General features: G+C 71.4%; 15 protein-coding genes and 1 pseudogene. 5 read left to right on the top strand and 11 right to left on the bottom strand.

The annotated features are described in order from the left end of the window. Both BCF44_RS04220 and BCF44_RS04215 read right to left on the bottom strand, forming a co-directional pair. Nucleotides 1-504 carry a DUF6912 family protein gene (locus BCF44_RS04220; protein WP_116172672.1) on the bottom strand — a complete coding sequence of 168 codons (504 nt, stop codon included), beginning with the start codon at nucleotides 502-504 and terminating at the stop codon, nucleotides 1-3. Further along, a complete protein-coding gene (locus tag BCF44_RS04215) occupies nucleotides 501-1,898 on the bottom strand; it encodes a WS/DGAT/MGAT family O-acyltransferase (protein WP_116172901.1) in 1,398 nt (465 codons plus the stop codon). The genes BCF44_RS04220 and BCF44_RS04215 overlap by 4 nt, the downstream gene beginning before the upstream one ends. A 93-nt stretch (nucleotides 1,899-1,991) precedes the next feature. Here BCF44_RS04215 and BCF44_RS04210 point away from each other — a divergent pair, with 93 nt between their 5' ends. Beyond that, complete coding sequence (locus BCF44_RS04210; RefSeq protein WP_246014818.1) at nucleotides 1,992-2,726, top strand: TrmH family RNA methyltransferase; 735 nt, start codon at nucleotides 1,992-1,994, stop codon at nucleotides 2,724-2,726. On the opposite strand, the gene BCF44_RS04205 is transcribed toward BCF44_RS04210, so the two are convergent. Then, nucleotides 2,698-2,925: a hypothetical protein gene (locus tag BCF44_RS04205; protein ID WP_116172670.1), complete on the bottom strand. Its 228-nt coding sequence runs from the start codon at nucleotides 2,923-2,925 to the stop codon at nucleotides 2,698-2,700. The two genes, BCF44_RS04210 and BCF44_RS04205, sit on opposite strands and share 29 nt — an antisense overlap. Nucleotides 2,926-2,998: 73 nt before the next feature. Between BCF44_RS04205 and BCF44_RS04200 the strand changes: the two genes are divergently transcribed. Next, nucleotides 2,999-3,553 carry an Imm21 family immunity protein gene (locus BCF44_RS04200; RefSeq protein WP_211352874.1) on the top strand — a complete coding sequence of 185 codons (555 nt, stop codon included), beginning with the start codon at nucleotides 2,999-3,001 and terminating at the stop codon, nucleotides 3,551-3,553. Between the two features lie 3 nt (nucleotides 3,554-3,556). On the opposite strand, the gene BCF44_RS04195 is transcribed toward BCF44_RS04200, so the two are convergent. Next, nucleotides 3,557-4,141: a dihydrofolate reductase family protein gene (locus BCF44_RS04195; protein ID WP_116172668.1), complete on the bottom strand. Its 585-nt coding sequence runs from the start codon at nucleotides 4,139-4,141 to the stop codon at nucleotides 3,557-3,559. A 21-nt stretch (nucleotides 4,142-4,162) separates the two neighbouring features. After that, nucleotides 4,163-4,591 carry an HAD-IA family hydrolase gene (locus BCF44_RS04190; RefSeq protein ID WP_246014817.1) on the bottom strand — a complete coding sequence of 143 codons (429 nt, stop codon included), beginning with the start codon at nucleotides 4,589-4,591 and terminating at the stop codon, nucleotides 4,163-4,165. Between the two features lie 98 nt (nucleotides 4,592-4,689). On the opposite strand from BCF44_RS04190, the gene BCF44_RS04185 reads away from it, so the two are divergent. Further along, a complete protein-coding gene (locus BCF44_RS04185) occupies nucleotides 4,690-5,136 on the top strand; it encodes an Rv3235 family protein (RefSeq protein ID WP_116172666.1) in 447 nt (148 codons plus the stop codon). Nucleotides 5,137-5,186: 50 nt separating this feature from the next. Here BCF44_RS04185 and secA read toward each other — a convergent pair whose 3' ends face one another. Together secA and hpf are read right to left on the bottom strand one after the other, a co-directional pair. After that, nucleotides 5,187-7,997 (bottom strand): preprotein translocase subunit SecA, encoded by a 2,811-nt coding sequence (gene secA / locus BCF44_RS04180; protein ID WP_116172665.1) that lies wholly within the window; start codon nucleotides 7,995-7,997, stop codon nucleotides 5,187-5,189. Between the two features lie 152 nt (nucleotides 7,998-8,149). Further along, a complete protein-coding gene (hpf, locus tag BCF44_RS04175; RefSeq protein ID WP_116172664.1) occupies nucleotides 8,150-8,815 on the bottom strand; it encodes a ribosome hibernation-promoting factor, HPF/YfiA family in 666 nt (221 codons plus the stop codon). A gap of 750 nt (nucleotides 8,816-9,565) precedes the next feature. On the opposite strand from hpf, the gene BCF44_RS55285 reads away from it, so the two are divergent. Beyond that, nucleotides 9,566-10,228, top strand: coding sequence for a ComF family protein (locus tag BCF44_RS55285; protein ID WP_170217314.1), 663 nt, complete (start codon nucleotides 9,566-9,568; stop codon nucleotides 10,226-10,228). A gap of 204 nt (nucleotides 10,229-10,432) precedes the next feature. Here BCF44_RS55285 and BCF44_RS04165 read toward each other — a convergent pair whose 3' ends face one another. The 3 genes and pseudogenes from BCF44_RS04165 to mtrA form a co-directional block, all read right to left on the bottom strand. Beyond that, nucleotides 10,433-12,187, bottom strand: coding sequence for an LpqB family beta-propeller domain-containing protein (locus BCF44_RS04165; protein ID WP_116172663.1), 1,755 nt, complete (start codon nucleotides 12,185-12,187; stop codon nucleotides 10,433-10,435). A gap of 785 nt (nucleotides 12,188-12,972) precedes the next feature. After that, nucleotides 12,973-14,574 (bottom strand): annotated as a pseudogene (mtrB, locus tag BCF44_RS04160) (MtrAB system histidine kinase MtrB); the annotation flags it as partial. 14 nt (nucleotides 14,575-14,588) lie between these two features. Further along, nucleotides 14,589-15,266, bottom strand: coding sequence for an MtrAB system response regulator MtrA (mtrA, locus tag BCF44_RS04155; protein ID WP_116172900.1), 678 nt, complete (start codon nucleotides 15,264-15,266; stop codon nucleotides 14,589-14,591). 232 nt (nucleotides 15,267-15,498) lie between these two features. Here mtrA and BCF44_RS04150 point away from each other — a divergent pair, with 232 nt between their 5' ends. After that, nucleotides 15,499-15,987 carry a VOC family protein gene (locus BCF44_RS04150; protein WP_116172661.1) on the top strand — a complete coding sequence of 163 codons (489 nt, stop codon included), beginning with the start codon at nucleotides 15,499-15,501 and terminating at the stop codon, nucleotides 15,985-15,987. On the opposite strand, the gene BCF44_RS04145 is transcribed toward BCF44_RS04150, so the two are convergent. Next, complete coding sequence (locus BCF44_RS04145; protein WP_116172660.1) at nucleotides 15,984-16,619, bottom strand: dTMP kinase; 636 nt, start codon at nucleotides 16,617-16,619, stop codon at nucleotides 15,984-15,986. The genes BCF44_RS04150 and BCF44_RS04145 overlap by 4 nt on opposite strands. Between the last annotated feature and the right edge of the window lie 7 nt (nucleotides 16,620-16,626).

Here is a 16,626-nt window from a genome sequence, read left to right as displayed (position 1 = left end):
TCACATCAGCTCCAGCAGGAATGGCAACTCCTGCGGCGCGTACCAGGCCAGCGCGTGGTCCTCGGCGCTGCCGACGGTGAACTCCGCGTCCGGGTCGCCGAGGTCCGCCGCGTCCACCACCGCCGAGGCCGCCCGCACGGCCGGCTCGGCGTCGGCGGTGTCCACGTGCACGGAGGCGATCATCTTCATGGTCACCGTGCCCGGCACCTTGACCACCGAGTAGTCCAGGTCCGGCCGCAGCTTGACGTCCTCCACGTCGGCGGCGATCACCGCGCGTCGCGGCAGCGCCTCCGGGTTCTCCGACAGCTCCGCGGCCAGCAGCCGCAGCGAGGCGCGGGCCGCGTCGAGCATGGCGATGTACTCCATGTCCTCGGTGTCGCCCGAGGCGTAGGACTCGCGCAGCGCCGGCGTCAGCGCGAACGCGGTGCCGCCCACCGGGCGGAACTCCTCGTCGGACACCAGCTGGTGCAGCATGCCGAGTGTGGCGGGCAGGAACACCCTCATGACGTGGCCACCGTTCCCACGAGTTCTTCCAACGACTCCTCGACCATCCCGGCCACGACGTCCACATCGGACATCGCGTCCCGGTCCGCGTTCAGTCCGAAGTAGACACCCCCGTCGTAGGAGGTGACCCCGATGGACAGCGCCTGGTTCTTGGCCAGCGGGACGATCGGGAACATCTCGATCATCTTCGCACCGGCCGCGTAGAGCGGCACCTGCGGGCCGGGCACGTTGGTCACCACCACGTTGAAGATGCGGCGGGAGAACGAGCTCGCGACGCGGGCACCTAACGCGTGCAGTGTGGGCGGCGTGATGCCGCCGACGCGCACCAGGGCGTCGGCGGCGACCGACTGGCCGGACTCCTTGTGGGCGCGCATGGCGTGGCTGATGTGGTGCAGTCGCACCACCGGATTCGACTCGCCCACCGGCAGATCGACGAGGTAGGCCTGCACCTTGCTGCCGATGCCGTTCTCCGATTCGGTGTCACGCACCGAGAGTGGCACCAGCGCGCGGATCGTGGCGTACGAATTGACTGCCTCGCCCCGGGACAGCAGCCAGGTGCGCAGCGCCCCCGACACCGTCGCCAGCACCGCGTCGTTGACCGTGCCGCCGTGGGTCTTGCGGATGGCGCGGTAGTCGTCCAGCTTGGTGCGCGCCGTCGCGTACCGGCGCTGGTGCGAGATCCGCACGTTGAGCGGGCTGCCCGGCGCCGGCCGCGCCGCCGCCTTCACCGCCGACACCACGCCCGTCACCGCCTCGGCGACCTTCTGCACCGTCGCCGCCGCGTCCAGCGCCGCCGACCGGGCGTTCTCCAGCACCTCGCCGGGGCGCTGCACCATCTCGGCGACGGCGTCGAACACCAGCTGCGTGACGCCCGGTTCCGGCTGCGGCATCCACAGGTTCTCGGTCGGCGGGCGGGGCGTCGCCGACACGTCCAGGATGACCTGGCCCAGCTCGACCGCGCCGATGCCGTCGACCATGGCGTGGTGGGTCTTGGTGATCACCGCGATGCGGTTGCGCTCCAGGCCCTCGACCAGGTACGTCTCCCAGAGCGGGCGGGTGTGGTCCAGCGGCCGGGACATCAGGCGCGCGGCCAGGTCGTTGAGCTGCTCGTCGCTGCCGGGCTTGGGCAGGGCCGAGCGGCGCACGTGGTAGGTGACGTCGAAGTCGGGGTCGTCGGCCCAGACCGGGCGGGCCAGCCGGCCCGGCACCTGGACCACCTTCTGCCGGTATCGGGGGACCAGCGCCAGGCGCTGCTCGATCAGCGCGACCAGGCCGTCGTAGTCGAAGCCGGTCCGGGGCTTGCGGAAGACCGCGATGCCGCCGACGTGCATCGGGGTCGTCTGGTCTTCCAGGTACAGGAACGACGCGTCCAGCGCCGAGAGGCGGTCCGGCATGGTGCCGATCCTGGCACATCCGTACGGCTGTGCCATCCTGCTCGGGTGCGTGAGGTCCCCGGTGTCGACAATGTGTCCCCCAAGGATCGGTTCGTGACGGTTTACGGGCGCAAACCGGTGCTGGAGGCGCTGGCCGACGCGCGCCTGTCCGTGGACAAGGTCGTGCTGGCCGACAGCGCCCGTGGCCCCGCCGCGCGGGAGATCCTCGACGCCGCCCGGGACCGCGGCGTGCAGGTCCAGCGCGCCTCCGCGCAGCGGGTGAAGGTGCTCGCCGGCAACGGCAAGCAGGACCAGGGCGTGCTGGCCGACGTCGTCGCACCGCGAATGCGCACCCTCGCCGCCGCCCTGGGCGACCGCCGCCCGCCCGCCTCCGTGCTGCTGCTCGACGGGATCACCACGCCCGCCAACGTCGGCATGATCCTGCGCACAGCCACCGCCGCCGGCCTCGAGGGCATCGTCGTGCCGCGCAAGGGCGTCGCCACCATCGACCCCCTCGTCGTCAAGGCCTCCGCCGGCGTCGCCTTCACCGCCCCCGTGCTGCGGTGCTACACCGCCGAGGAGGCCGCGTCGTCGTTGCGCGACGCCGGCTACACCCTCGTCGCCATGGACGCCGGCGCCCGCAACACCGTCTTCACGGCCTCGTTCCCCGACAAGGTCGCCTTCGTCATGGGCAGCGAGACCTCCGGCATCACCGACGGCGTGCGCCCCTTGATCAACCGCTGGGTCTCGATCCCCATGGCCGGCGGCGTCGAATCCCTCAACGTCGCCAGCGCCGCCGCCGTCCTCTGCTTCGAACTCGTCAGGCGGTCTCGACCCGATAGTCGATGATCCTGCTTCCCCGGCACAGGGCGGTGGAGCCGTGCCCGCCGGCCCACGCCCCGTACACCGTCCAGCCGCCCTCCGGTCTGTCCGGGTCGCCGCACTTCGCCAGCACCCGGTAGGCCGGCATCGGGCACACCGCCGTCACCTCCTGCCCCTTGCCCGTCGTCGCGAACGTGAAAGTGCAGGCCAGCAGCAGTGCGTCCATGCCTTCGGACGCTAGCGGCGGCGGCTTCCCAAACCCGATCCGTTCCCCCGGTCGAGCGGCCACAATTGCCGTCATGAGCATCTCCGCACCCACGCCGGCATGGGTGGAGTCGATGGGCGGCCCGCTGATCGTCATCCCGGTCTCGGCGGTTGCCGCATGGCACGGCTGCACCGAGACCGGAGTCATCGCCGGCGACGGGACCGCGCCGGACGACTACGACCGCGTCTGCGAGGTGGAGGACCGGGCCGCCGTGATCGCCGTCGGCGGCGCGCAGGCCCTGGTGCTGGGCGACGAGCCGGCGACCACGTGCTATCTGCCCGAGCACCGGGCTTTCCTGCGCTGGCACGCCGCCGACTCCGAGGCCGACCTGATCGCCGCGGCCGAGGCCGTCCTCGCGGATCCCGCGACGGAGTGGGACGACTGCGGCACCTGGTCCACCGACGGCCCGGCCGTGCTCATGGACTCCGCCGTCGCGGGCGCCGACCTGGCCGCCGGCTATCCCGATGACAGCAAGCCCGAGCAGGCGCCGGTTCCGGTGAGCGCCGGCCGCTGGCAGGTCCGAGCCGCCTACGTGGAGACGGCGGAGAACTGGGTCGGTCTGGTCCGACTCCTCCCGGCCGACGGCTGATCCTCAGCGCCGGGTGTACTGGGCGATGATCACGCCCTTGCCGGTGGCGACGCTGCTGACCAGGTCGAACTCCGTCAGCGGCGCGGGCCCCTCGAACAGCCGGGCCCCGCTGCCCAGGGTGAGCGGGTGGATCAGCAGCACGTAGTGGTCGATCAGGCCGGCGGCGTGCAGGGTGCGCACCAGCGACGCGCTGCCGTTGATGGACAGGTCGTTGCCGGGCTGGGCCTTCAGCGAGGCGACGGTCTGCACGGCGTCGCCACGCAGCAGGACCGAGTTCTGCCAGGCGTCGGCGTCGGGCAGCGTCCGGGAGACGACGTACTTCACGGTCGAGTTCATGAGCGCCGTGTACGGGTTGCCGTCGGTGGAGTGCCCCCACGCGGCCTCGAAGTCCTCCCAGGTCCGACGCCCGAACAGCAGGTCGCCGGCCTTGGCCATGCCCTTGCCCATCTCGGCGAACATGACCTCGTCGTTGTAGCGCGGGCCCCACCCGCCGTGGGTGAAGCCGCCGCGGGTGTCCTCGTCGGACCGCCCCAGGCCCTGCACCACACCGTCCAGGCTGATGAACATCGTGGCCGTGATCGAACGCATCGCCGTTCTCCTTCGCTCGGGTCACCCCCTGTACGAAGGACCCCCGGCGAAATCGACACCCAGCAGCACGGAAAGTTCGGCCAGGGTGGCGGCCACCGACGTGTGGTGCACGCCGACGAGCCCGGCCCGCACGGCCCCGCGCACGTTGACGGCCAGGTCGTCGACGAAGACGCACTCCGCCGGCGCCAGCCCGAGGCGCTCGACGGTCAGCCGGTAGATCTCCACGTCCGGTTTGGCCACGCCGACGTCACCGGAGAAGACGAGAACCTGGAAAAGGCGGTCCAGCCAGGGGATCGGCTCACCGGGACCGTCCGCGTTGGACAGCAGCGCGGTCCGGATGCCGGCCTCCCGTGCGGCCAGCACGGCGCCGATGAGCGGCGGCTCGCCGACCCCGTCGGGCCCCCGGTCGGTCAGCACGCCGCCGAAGTCGACGACAAGTCCCCTCATCACCCCATCAGGCTACGGCCGTCCGTCGCTGTCCGATTTGCCGCTCTGTCCGGTCATGGGGGCACGAGAAATCGGGGGCGTCAGTGGGTCAGCCGTGGCGTGTGACCACGATCGAGGAACCGCTCATCCTGCGGGTGTTGCCCGGCTACGAGCCGAAGCCGGGCCCGTCGCCGCACCGGTTCGGCCGGCACCGGCTGCGGCTGGTCGAGGACCGGCCGGACAGACCGCCGGCCGACGACGTGACGCCGGCGCTGTGCAACCGGCTCTGGCACCTGATCAACCAGGTGCTGGAGGCCATCGACGGCCGCCGCCCGCTCGGCCAGCTGCGGCCGCACTTCACGGCCACGGCGCTGTCCTCGATCGAGACGAGGGCCAAGGGCCGCACCACGCAGACCCGCAGCCGGCTGCGCAGCCTGCACGCCCGGCAGCCGACGGACGGTGTCGTCGAGGCGTGCGGGGTGGCCGAGATCGACTACCGCCGGCGGGCCGTCGCGGCCCGCTTCGAGGTACGGGAACCGTTGCGGTGCAGCGTGTTCCGGGTGCTGTGACGCCGAACGGGGCGGGCCCGGAAACCGGACCCGCCCCGTTCGGGACACACTCAGCGACGCGGGCGCTTGCGGTCCTGCTTGGACTGCGTGCGGGCCGCGGCGCGACGCTCGCGGCGGGTGCCACCGCCGTCGCCGTCGGACTTGTCCTCGTGCGAGTCCACGCCGCCGTCCTCGTCGGGACCGCTGTAGGACAGCCGCTGCTGGTTCTGCTGCTGCCCGAGGCCCTTGCCGCGCAGCGCCGGCGGCACCTGGCTGCCCGGGGCGGGCTGCGGCGGCGCCGGCGGCGCGGCCACGGCGCCCTGCTGGGCCTGGGCCAGCGCGATCGGCGGCACGTCGGCCGCGGCGACCTGCACCGGCTCCGGCTCGGCCGCCTCGACCTGCAGGTTGAACAGGAAGCCGACGGACTCCTCCTTGAGGCCCTCCAGCATTCCGTTGAACATGTCGAAGCCCTCGCGCTGGTACTCGACCAGCGGGTCGCGCTGCGCCATGGCCCGCAGGCCGATGCCCTCCTTGAGGTAGTCCATCTCGTAGAGGTGCTCACGCCACTTGCGGTCCAGGACGGACAGCACGACGCGGCGCTCCAGCTCGCGCATCGCGCCCTCGCCGACCTTGCCGTCGATCTCGGCCTCGCGGGCCTTGTAGGCGCGGTGGGCGTCCTCGAGGATGGCCTCGAGCAGCCGCTCGGCGGTGAGGTCGTCGGTCTCGTCCTCGGTCAGCTCGTCCCAGCTCAGCGACACCGGGTACAGCGTCTTGAGCGCGGTCCACAGCTTCTCGTGGTCCCAGTCCTCCTGGTAGCCGCCCTCGGTCGCGCCGTTGACGTACGCGGTGACCACGTCGGTGATCATCTGCTCGACGTTGTCGCGCAGGTCCTCGCCCTCGAGGACCCGGCGACGCTCGGCGTAGATCACCGTGCGCTGCTTGTTCATGACCTCGTCGTACTTGAGCACGTTCTTGCGGATCTCGAAGTTCTGCTGCTCGACCTGCGTCTGCGCGCTGCGGATGGCCCGGGTGACCATCTTGTGCTCGATCGGCACGTCGTCGGGCACCCGCAGCCGGGTCATGACGACCTCGACCATGGACGCGTTGAACCGCCGCATCAGCTCGTCGCCCAGCGACAGGTAGAACCGGGACTCGCCCGGGTCGCCCTGACGGCCGGAGCGGCCGCGCAGCTGGTTGTCGATGCGCCGCGACTCGTGCCGCTCGGTGCCCAGCACGTACAGGCCGCCGGCCTCGCGCACCTCGTCCGCCTCGGCCTTGACCTGCGCCTTGGCCTCCTCCAGCGCGGCCGGGTGGGCGGCGCGCCACTCGTCCGGCGTCTCGTCCGGGTCGAGGCCGCGGGCCCGCAGCTCCTCCTCGGCGATGGACTCGGGGTTGCCGCCCAGCATGATGTCGGTGCCTCGACCGGCCATGTTGGTGGCGACGGTGACCGCGCCCTTGTGGCCGGCCTGCGCGACGAACAGCGCCTCCTTGGCGTGGTTCTTCGCGTTCAGCACGTTGTGCGGGATGCCCCGCTTGACCAGCAGCTTCGACAGGTACTCGGACCGCTCGACGCTGGTGGTGCCGATCAGCACCGGCTGGCCCTTCTCGTGCCGCTCGGCGATGTCGTCGGCGACCGCGTCGAACTTGGCCTCCTCGGTCTTGTAGACCAGGTCGGGCATGTCGCGGCGGATCATCGGCTTGTTCGTCGGGATCGGCACGACGCCGATCTTGTACGTGGTGTGGAACTCGGCCGCCTCGGTCTCGGCGGTGCCGGTCATGCCGCCGAGCTTGTCGTAGAGGCGGAAGAAGTTCTGCAGCGTGATCGTGGCCAGCGTCTGGTTCTCGGCCTTGATCTCGACGCCTTCCTTGGCCTCGATCGCCTGGTGCATGCCCTCGTTGTAGCGGCGGCCGGCCAGCACGCGGCCGGTGAACTCGTCGACGATCAGCACCTCGCCGTCGCGGACGATGTAGTCCTTGTCGCGCTTGTACAGCTCCTTGGCCTTGAGCGCGTTGTTCAGGTAGCCGACCAGCGGGCTGTTCGCGGCCTCGTACAGGTTGTCGATGCCGAGCTGGTCCTCGATGAACGTGACGCCGACCTCGGTGACGCCGACGGTGCGCTTGCGCTCGTCGACCTCGTAGTGGGTCTCGTTGCGCATCAGCGGCGCCATCCGGGCGAACTCCTGGTACCAGCGCGAGGACTGGTCGGCCGGGCCCGAGATGATCAGCGGCGTGCGGGCCTCGTCGATCAGGATCGAGTCCACCTCGTCGACGATGGCGTAGTTGTGGCCGCGCTGGACGCACTCGTCCAGGCTCCACGCCATGTTGTCGCGCAGGTAGTCGAAGCCGAACTCGTTGTTCGTGCCGTAGGTGATGTCCGAGTTGTAGGCGGCCCGCCGCTGCTCCGGCGTCATGTCGGAGATGATCACGCCGACGGTCATGCCCAGGAAGCGGTGGATCCGGCCCATCCAGTCGGCGTCGCGCTTGGCCAGGTAGTCGTTGGTGGTGATGACGTGCACGCCGTCGCCGGAGATGGCGTTGAGGTAGGCCGGCAGCACGCAGGTCAGGGTCTTGCCCTCACCGGTGCGCATCTCGGCGATCTGCCCCAGGTGCAGCGCCGCCCCGCCCATCAGCTGGACGTCGTAGTGCCGCTGGCCGAGCACCCGCTTGGCGGCCTCGCGCACGGTGGCGAAGGCGTCCGGCAGCAGCTCGTCGAGGCTCTCGCCGTCGGCGTAGCGCTTGCGGAACTCCTCGGTCCGGGCCCTCAGCTCATCGTCGGACAGGTCGACGACGTCGTCCTCCAGCGCGTTGATGAGCTTCGCGATGTTGCGCAGGCGCTTGAGCATCTTGCCTTCGCCGGCGCGGAGCAGTCGGGACAGGACCATCCGGGGGACCTCGCTCGTCGGGTTCTCGTCACGCGCCCTGGGTGCGGACGCCCTTTTCCGTCATCGTAGGCTGACCGACCGTCAGCAGGTAACGGCCGGCCCCCACTACAACGTGGAAGCCGGCCGTCGAGGTTCCCGAGTCGCGGTGCGTGTCAGCCCAGCCTGATCACGCCGTAGTCGAATCCCTTCCTGCGGTAGACGACGCTCGCGCACTGTTTGTCGGCGTCGTGGAAGAGGTAGAAGTCGTGTCCGACCAGTTCCATCTCGTAGAGGGCCTGGTCGACGGTCATGGGCTTGGCGGGGTGCTCCTTCTCGCGGACGACCTGTCCGGGGAGCGATTCGTCGACGGCGTCTTCCTCCCACCGCTGAGCCGGCACCTCGGCCAGACCCGGGTCGTAGGCGGGAGCCATCTCCAGCACGGCCGTCGCGGCCGTCTGGGCGCCGTCATCCATGGAGACCAGGGCGCCGATAGCGCCAGTGGCCTCGGCGACCGACGCGGGACTGCGACGGCCGTAGTGCACGCGGCGACGATCATGCATCTTGCGCAGCCGGTTCTCCAGCTTGGTCACCGCGCAGTCGAGCGCTCCGTAGAAGTCGCCGGCGCATGCCTCGGCACGCACCACGGGGCCCCGCCCCTTGGCTGTGATCTCGACCCGCTGGCAGTTCTTGGACTGACGGCGGTTGGGCTCGTGGAACAGTTCCACGTCGAATCGGATGACCTTCTTGTCGTAGCGCTCAAGACGGGCCAGCTTGTCGGCCACGTGCACCCGGTAGTGATCGGGCACCTCGACGTTGCGGCCCTTCACGACGATGTCCATACACGACCTCCCTCGCTGCTGCGAGAACATCAATGCTGGGGGATGTTGTTCGGCGCCGGGTGGTGACCGAGAGGCGGTCGGATGCCGCTGCTCGCCGGCGCCAGGGTCATGGGCTGTTCGCCTCCTCCCCGCGGGCCGGGATTGCTGATAGCGGAGCACGTTAGCCCCGGATTCGCCGTTGCGACAGACCCCGTTGCAGGGGAGTTCAAGCCACTACCTTCCGTGACCGATTCGGACGCCCGCGCGCACCGGGAGCGCACCCACCGCACCGGCCGCACCGAACGGGTGGAGCCCGCTTCACCCCGACGGCGCAGGACCCCGTTCGACCGCGGTCCCGCCGGGACTGCGACGAACGGGCTGGGCAAGGGCCTCATATCGGGGCAACGTGCCAGTCCAGTCGGGGGTTCCCGGTCACGTGTGCGACCGGTCGCCACCGATTCGGGTCGCCCCGATGGTGGTAGTCGCGATGCGCGACGGGCCGGCGGCGGCGATCTTCGCCGGACCAGCCGGAACCGGGGCCGGTGATCGAGTTCGGCTACCCAAGTTCACCCATGTGGGTGGTATCTCTCGATCACGTCCGCCGAAGGCCGTGGCCGAAAACCCGACATTCGCTTCACGTCCACCCCCAGGTGCCGGTGTGAGGTTCTCTCAATCATGCGAAACAACTTCAGGTTTCCGACGTAACCCGAACTCACGAGTAATAAACACGGGCGCCCGGAACTGTCGGGGTCGAGGGCCACGCTGGACCCCATGACGACGAAACTGCTCGATCTTGTTCTGCCGGTCCGCTGCGTGGGTTGCCGAACGGGCGGCCGGCTGTGGTGCGAGTCCTGCGCGGCCGAATTCGGAGGGCCTCTTCCGGTACATCGCGCCCCGATCACGGACGGGCCACCGGCCTATGCGCTGGCCCCATATCGCGGGGCCCCGCGCGACGCCGTGCTGGCGTACAAGGAGCGCGGCCGGCGGGAGCTGGCCGAGCCGCTGGGCGCGGCGGTGGCGAGGGCGCTGCCATGGATCCCGGAGGCGCGGCCGGGGCCGGACGGCGTGTGGTGGCTGGTCCCGGCTCCGTCGCGGCGGCGCACCTCCCGGCAACGCGGCGGCGAGCACATGACGAAGCTGGCCCGGTGGTGCGCCGCCGAGCTGGCGCGGGCCGGTCATGGCGTGGCGGTGGCCCCGATGCTGGAGCTGGCCCGCTCGGCCGCCGACTCCGTCGGGCTGGACCCGACCGCCCGAGCCGCCAACCTCGCCGGCCGGGTGCGGCTTCGACCACGGGCGTCCCCGCCGCGCGGCGCCCCGGTCGTGCTGCTCGACGACGTCATCACCACCGGCGCGACCGCCGCCGCGTGCCACCAGGTGCTCACTGCGGCCGGGTTGGAGGTGACCGCGATCGTCGCCCTCACCAGCACCGACTAGCCGGGACGCCCGCGAGGCCGCGCCGGTGCTTCGCCCGGTTGCTGGATTTCGATCGCCGCCACCCGACGCACCCCACCGCCGAGCCGACGCGGCGGTCGAAATCCGGCAAGGGCGAGGCACCGGTCACGAGCGGCCGAGCCGCGACGCCGAAGGCGGCGCCGAAACACGGCCTCGCCCCGCGCGGAACGCGCGGCAAAGACACTGCTAGCCGGGGTAGAAGGGCACGGCGTTCGACGACTTGCCGACCGCGATGCCCTGGACCCGCCACACCGAACCCGAGTCCGAGGAGGTCCACATACCGCCGGCGTCCACCACGATCACCGGGCGGCTCGGCGCCGCCGTGACCGCCGAGACCGGCGCGGTCAGGTTGGCCGCGTTGTAGCGGACGAACGTCGGGCTGCCGTCGACGGACACCTGCACGACCGGCGACTCCTGGGAGGAGGTCGCGACGACCAGCTGGTCCTGGAGCAGCCAGTCCACGCCGACGACGCTGTTCAGCGTGTCCTGGAGCAGCACCCGGGGCGAGCGCAGCGTCACCGTGTCGGAGTTGGGCGTGCGGACCACGGCGCACACGATGAGCAGCGAGTTCGCGATGACCGCAGCCCGCGTGCCGTCCCGGGACAGCCGCAGGTCGGTGATCTGGCCGAACTGGCTGAGGTCGTTCGAGTTGACCGTGCGCGCCACCCAGGTGCCGTCGGCCGACTTGATCACGCGGGCCACCCGGCTGCCGTCGGCGACGGTCCACACCTCGTTGCTGACGTCGGTGGCCGAGTCGGTCGACACCCACGTCGGCCGGGTCAGTGTGCCCGCGGTCAGGTCGACCACCGGGTTGACCTGGGTGAGGCCCCCGACCCGCAGCTCGGCGGCGCTGGTGCCGGGGGGCTTGCTGACGGTGGCCAGCTCGCTGCCGTCGATGGACTGCGCGGCGGTCGAGACGTAGTAGCCGCCGTTGCCGGCCGGCCCGTTCACGGGCTTGTCGTCGAGCTGCTTGACCCGGCCGTCGTGCACGAGCAGGCCGGTCTGGTCGGGCCCGGGGCTGGTGCCGCTGTCGTACGCCGGCAGGTCGCCGATCCGCCAGTCCAGGCGGTCCGGGGACAGCTGCACGCCGTCCTGCTGGATGCGGATCCGGCTGTTGGTGACCACGGCCAGCGACTGCACGACCTGCGCGATGATCAGCTTCACGTTCGCCGGCGAGGTGTCGCCGACGTGGCTGAGATTGACCAGCAGCGCGCCGTCGCCGGACTCGGTGCCGCCGGTCTGGAGCGCCGCCTGCGCGCCGAGCGCGCTGGTGACCGCGCCCTGCATGCCGTTGGACGGACCGGCCAGCAGCAGGTCGATCACCCGGCTCGGCAGGCTGTAGCTCGGCTGCGACACGATGTAGCGCAGGTCGGGCACGAGCACGCGCTTCTGCGGGTCCAGGAAGTACAGGCGGGTCTGCCGGTAGACCTCGTTGAACCGGTCCAGGGTCATGACCACGCCCGACGGCGGCTGGCTGATCCGCCACTGGCCGTCCTGCTTGTCCACCTGCACGATCAGCGTGCTGGGCGCGGAACTCGGCACGAACGCCTTGTCGGTGCCGAGCACCCCGACCGTCTGGCTGATCACCGTCACCGTGGCGTGGTCGGCCTTGGTCTGCTCCGGCAGCGTGTTGAAGGTGTTCTGGATGATCGTGACCGGCGCGTCGGGCTGCCACTTGGCCTGCGCCGCCTTGGTCAGGTAGGGCCGGCCCGCGGCGTAGCTGTTGGTGGGATCGGCGTTGGCGTCGAGGAACGCCCGCACCAGGTCGGCCGGCTGGAGGTTCGGCTGTGGGTCCGGCGCCGGCGCCACCCGGTCGCCCGCGCCGCCGGCCGCCAGCCCCGCCGCCGGCGTCTCGTCCGGGATCGCCGCACAGCCCGCGACCGTGATCAGGGCCGTGAGCACCGCGATCAGCGTCAGCGCCGGGCGGGACCGCCGGATCACCGGGCCTCCCCGACGGACTGGGAACGAACGGCAGTCTGGGGCACGCCGTCCAGCTCGGGATCGGGGCCGATCACGCCGTCCAGCTCCGGATCCGGGCCCACCTCGCCGGGCCCCGACTGAGCGGCCGTCGAGGGCACGCCCGGCACGCTGTCCAGCTCCGGATCCGGGTCGACCTCGCCGGGCTTCGGCTGGGCGGCCGTCGAGGGCACGCCCGGCACGCCGTCCAGCTCCGGATCCGGGCCCACCTCGCCGGGCTCCGCCTGAGCGGCCGTCGAGGGCACGCCCGGCACGCTGTCCAGCTCCGGATCCGGGTCGACCTCGCCGGGCTTCGGCTGGGCGGCCGTCGAGGGCACGCCCGGCACGCCGTCCAGCTCCGGATCCGGGCCCACCTCGCCGGGCTCCGCCTGAGCGGCCGTCGAGGGCACGCCCGGCACGCCGTCCAACTCCGGATCCGGGCCGACCTCGCCGGGCCCCGACTGCCCTTGGACCGTCGTCGCGGGGAGGCCGGGCACGCTGTCGAACTCCGGGTCGGGTCCGATCTCGCCGTGCTCCACGAGCTCGTCCTCGGTGACGCCGTCGCCGGTTTGCTCGCCGGCGGCGTCGACGGCCTTGGTGTCGGCGGGGTGCCAGGCGAGCTCCGGATCGGCCGCTTCCGGCGCGGGCTCGTCGAGCTCCACGGACTCGGCGGGCTGCCAGGCGATCTCCTCGACCTCGGCGTCGGCCTCGACCTCGGCGACGACGAGGGGGCTGACCTCGCTCTCCTCGGCCTCACGGACCGGCCGCTCCTCGTCGGGCGGCAGCGGGAGCGGGCTGTCGGTGAGCTCGAAGCCCTGCCGGCGCGGCAGCGTGAGCCGGAAGCAGGCGCCCTCGCCGAGTTCGCCCCACGCCTCCAGCCAACCGCCGTGCAGCCGGGCGTCCTCGACGCTGATCGCCAGGCCCAGGCCGGTGCCGCCGGTCCGGCGGTTCCGGGACGGGTCGGCCCGCCAGAACCGGTTGAACACCAGTTCGGCCTCGCCGTCGCGCAGGCCGACGCCGAAGTCCCGGACGACGATGGCGACGGCGTTCTCGTCGGCGGCGACGCGGACCCGCACGGGCAGGCCCTCGCCGTGGTCGACGGCGTTGTTGAGCAGGTTGCGCAGCACGCGTTCGACCCGACGCGAATCGATCTCGGCCGGCACCTCGACGGCCGGCATGTACGTCTCGACCGGGGTGCCGGAGCTGACGGCGACGGGACCGACGGCGGCGACCGCCCGCTCGACGACGCCCCGCACATCGACCAGGTCGGCGGTGAGTTCGTCGACCCCGGCGTCCAGACGGCTGATCTCCAGGAGGTCGCCGAGCAGCGCCTCGAACCGGTCCAGCTCGTCGACCAGCAGCTCGGTGGACCGGGCCAGGCCGGCGGGAAACTGCTCGCGGGAGGCGTGCAGCACGTCGGCGGCCATCCGCACGGTGGTCAGCGGCGTGCGCAGCTCGTGCGACACGTCGGAGGTGAACCGGCGCTGCAACAGCCCGAACTCCTCGAGCTGCCGGATCTGGGCCTGGATGCTCTCGGCCATCTCGTTGTACGACTCGGCCAGCCGGGCCACGTCGTCCTCGCCGACGACGGGCATCCGGTCGTCGAGCTTGCCGTCGGCGAACCGCTCGGCCACCTCGGCGGCCTGCCGCACGGGCCGGACCACCTGCCGGGTGACGAGGTTGGTGATGCCGGCCAGCAACAGCAGCAACACGATGCCGCCGACGATCAGCGTGTTCTGCACGACCCCGGTGGTGTGCTGCTCGGCGGTCAGCGGGAACAGCTCGTACAGCTGGATCGGGTGGCTGGCGCTGGGCACCTGGGCGCCGACCATGAGCATCGTGGTCGGCACGCCGTCGCGGGTGACGGTGTGGATCCGGCTGGCGATCTCGTCGTTGAGCACGAACCGCTTGAGGTCGTCCGGGATGTCGCCGTAGTCGGCGGTGGACACGACGTTGCCGGCGGAGTCCAGCGACCGGGCGTCGGCCAGGATCGGCTCGAAGGCGCCGGCCGACGACCCGTCCACAGTGGCCGAGCCGCTGCTGGTGAGCGCGTTGAGCGCGGCGTTGAAGCGGGTGCTCAGGCTGTCCGGGCCGGGGCTGACGCCGACCAGCTGGTGCTGGACGGCGGTGACGCTGGCCCGGATCTGCGCGGTGGCGGCCAGCTGCTTGCTGCCCAGCATCTGGTCGGTGATCTGCGACTGGAGCACCATGCCCAGCACGAAGACGACGGCCGAGGACAGCGCGAGGGTGCTCACCACCACCCGCAGCTGCAACGACCGCCGCCACAGCTCGCTGGCCCGCTGCCAGCGCTCCCGAACCAGGCTCGGCGCCTCCCGCAGCCACCGAGTCACCGGTCCGGTGTCGAGCCGCATCCGTCAGACCCCGATCACGGAGGGCCGGCCTTGTACCCGACGCCGCGGACGGTCAACACCACCTCGGGGTGCTCCGGGTCCTTCTCCACCTTCGACCGCAGCCGCTGGACGTGCACGTTCACCAGCCGGGTGTCGGCGGCGTGCCGGTAGCCCCACACCTGCTCGAGCAGCACCTCGCGGGTGAACACCTGGCGCGGCTTGCGGGCCAGCGCCACCAGCAGGTCGAACTCCAGCGGCGTGAGCTGGATGGCCTGCCCGTCCCGGGTCACCTCGTGGCCGGGCACGTCGATGGCCAGGTCGCCGATGGCGAGCACCTCGGCGGGCTCGGACTCGGTGCGGCGCAGCCGGGTGCGGATGCGGGCCACCAGTTCCTTGGGCTTGAACGGCTTGACCACGTAGTCGTCGGCGCCGGACTCGAGGCCCAGCACGATGTCCACGGTGTCGCTCTTGGCGGTGAGCATCACGATCGGCACGCCGGACTCGGCCCTGATGGCCTTGCACACGTCGATGCCGTTCATCCCGGGCAGCATCAGGTCGAGCAGCACCAGGTCGGGTTTGAGCTCACGCAGCGCGGGCAGCGCCCGCGCGCCGTCGGCGACGACTGCGGTGTCGAACCCCTCACCGCGCAGCACGATGGTGAGCATCTCCGCCAGGGCCGGGTCGTCATCGACCACCAGGACGCGTGCCTTCATGCCTACCATCGTCGCACTGCTGACCGGGCGGCCGCGCGCACCCCAGCGATCACCGGCGCGGTCGCCACCCGCTGCGACCGGTCCGTTGCGCTCCGCCGTGCTGGTCCAGCGCTCGGTCATGCGCCATCACCACCCTCGTCCCCGTCGAGTTCACGAACTACAGCGTGTAACGCTCACCGTTCGTTACCGAAGGTATAGTTGAATATTGAACAACGATGCCCGGGAGGTAACGATGGCGATCCGCCGGCTCAACCACGCGGTCCTGTACGTGCGCGACACCGAGCGCAGCGTCGCCTTCTACACCGACGTGCTCGGTTTCCGGGTGGTGCACCAGTTCCCAGGCGCCGCGTTCCTCCAGGCCCCGGACTCCGACAACGACCACGACCTGGGCCTGTTCCAGGTCGGCGCGGACGCCAAGCCGTCCGGCGCGGGCCGCGACACGGTGGGCCTGTACCACCTGGCCTGGTCGGTGACCACGCTGACGGACCTCGCCGACCACGCGAACCGGCTGCGCGAGGCGGGCGCGCTCGTCGGCGCGTCGGACCACGTGACGACCAAGGCGCTGTACGCCAAGGACCCCGACGGCATCGAGTTCGAGGTGTCCTGGCTGGTGCCGCTGGACCGGGTCACCGAGGCGATGAAGGAGGCGTCCGCGACCAAGCCGCTGGATCTGGACGCGGAGATCGAGCGCTGGGGCGGCGACCTGGTGGGGGCGCTCTAACCGAGCAGCAGGTCGGCGAGCGCCCCGAAGTCGGCGCCGGCGACGCCGTCCACCACGGTCCACGGGGCCAGCCAGCCCGCCTCGACGAACTGGTCGTAGACCATCGCGCAGCGGGCCTGGAGGCCGTCGTCGGTCTCGTAGCTGTCCCGCTCGCGTTCGGTCTGCTCGCGACCGGCCGCCCGCTGCGCCGCCACCTCCACCGGCACCCGGAGCAGCAGCTGGCGGTCGGGCAGCGGCAGCGCGAACCGACCGACCTCGAGGTCGTGAACCCAGCGCACGAACTCGCCGTTTACATCCTCGTGCAGCCGCGCCGCCCCATATGCCGCGTTGGACGCGATGTAGCGGTCCAGCAGGACCACGTCGTGCGCGGCGAGCGCCTCGGCGATCTTGGGGGCGGCGGCCTGGCGGTCCAGCGCGAACAGGACGGCCATGCCGTGCACCGATTTCACGAGATCGCCGAGCCGCAGGTACATCGCGTCGCGGACGAGGTCGGCGTGCACGTCCTCGCCGTAGCGGGGGAAGGCGATCCTCGTCGCCGTCGCACCCCGTTTGTCCAGCTCCGCGGTGAGCGCGTCGGACAGCGTCCGCTTGCCCGCGCCGTCAAGTCCCTCGATCACGACCAGCCTCGCCACGGGCGTC

Origin of the sequence: Kutzneria buriramensis (genome assembly GCF_003387475.1) — a bacterium.
GTDB lineage: Bacteria > Actinomycetota > Actinomycetes > Mycobacteriales > Pseudonocardiaceae > Kutzneria > Kutzneria buriramensis.
This window is presented reverse-complemented; position numbering and strand designations above follow the sequence as displayed.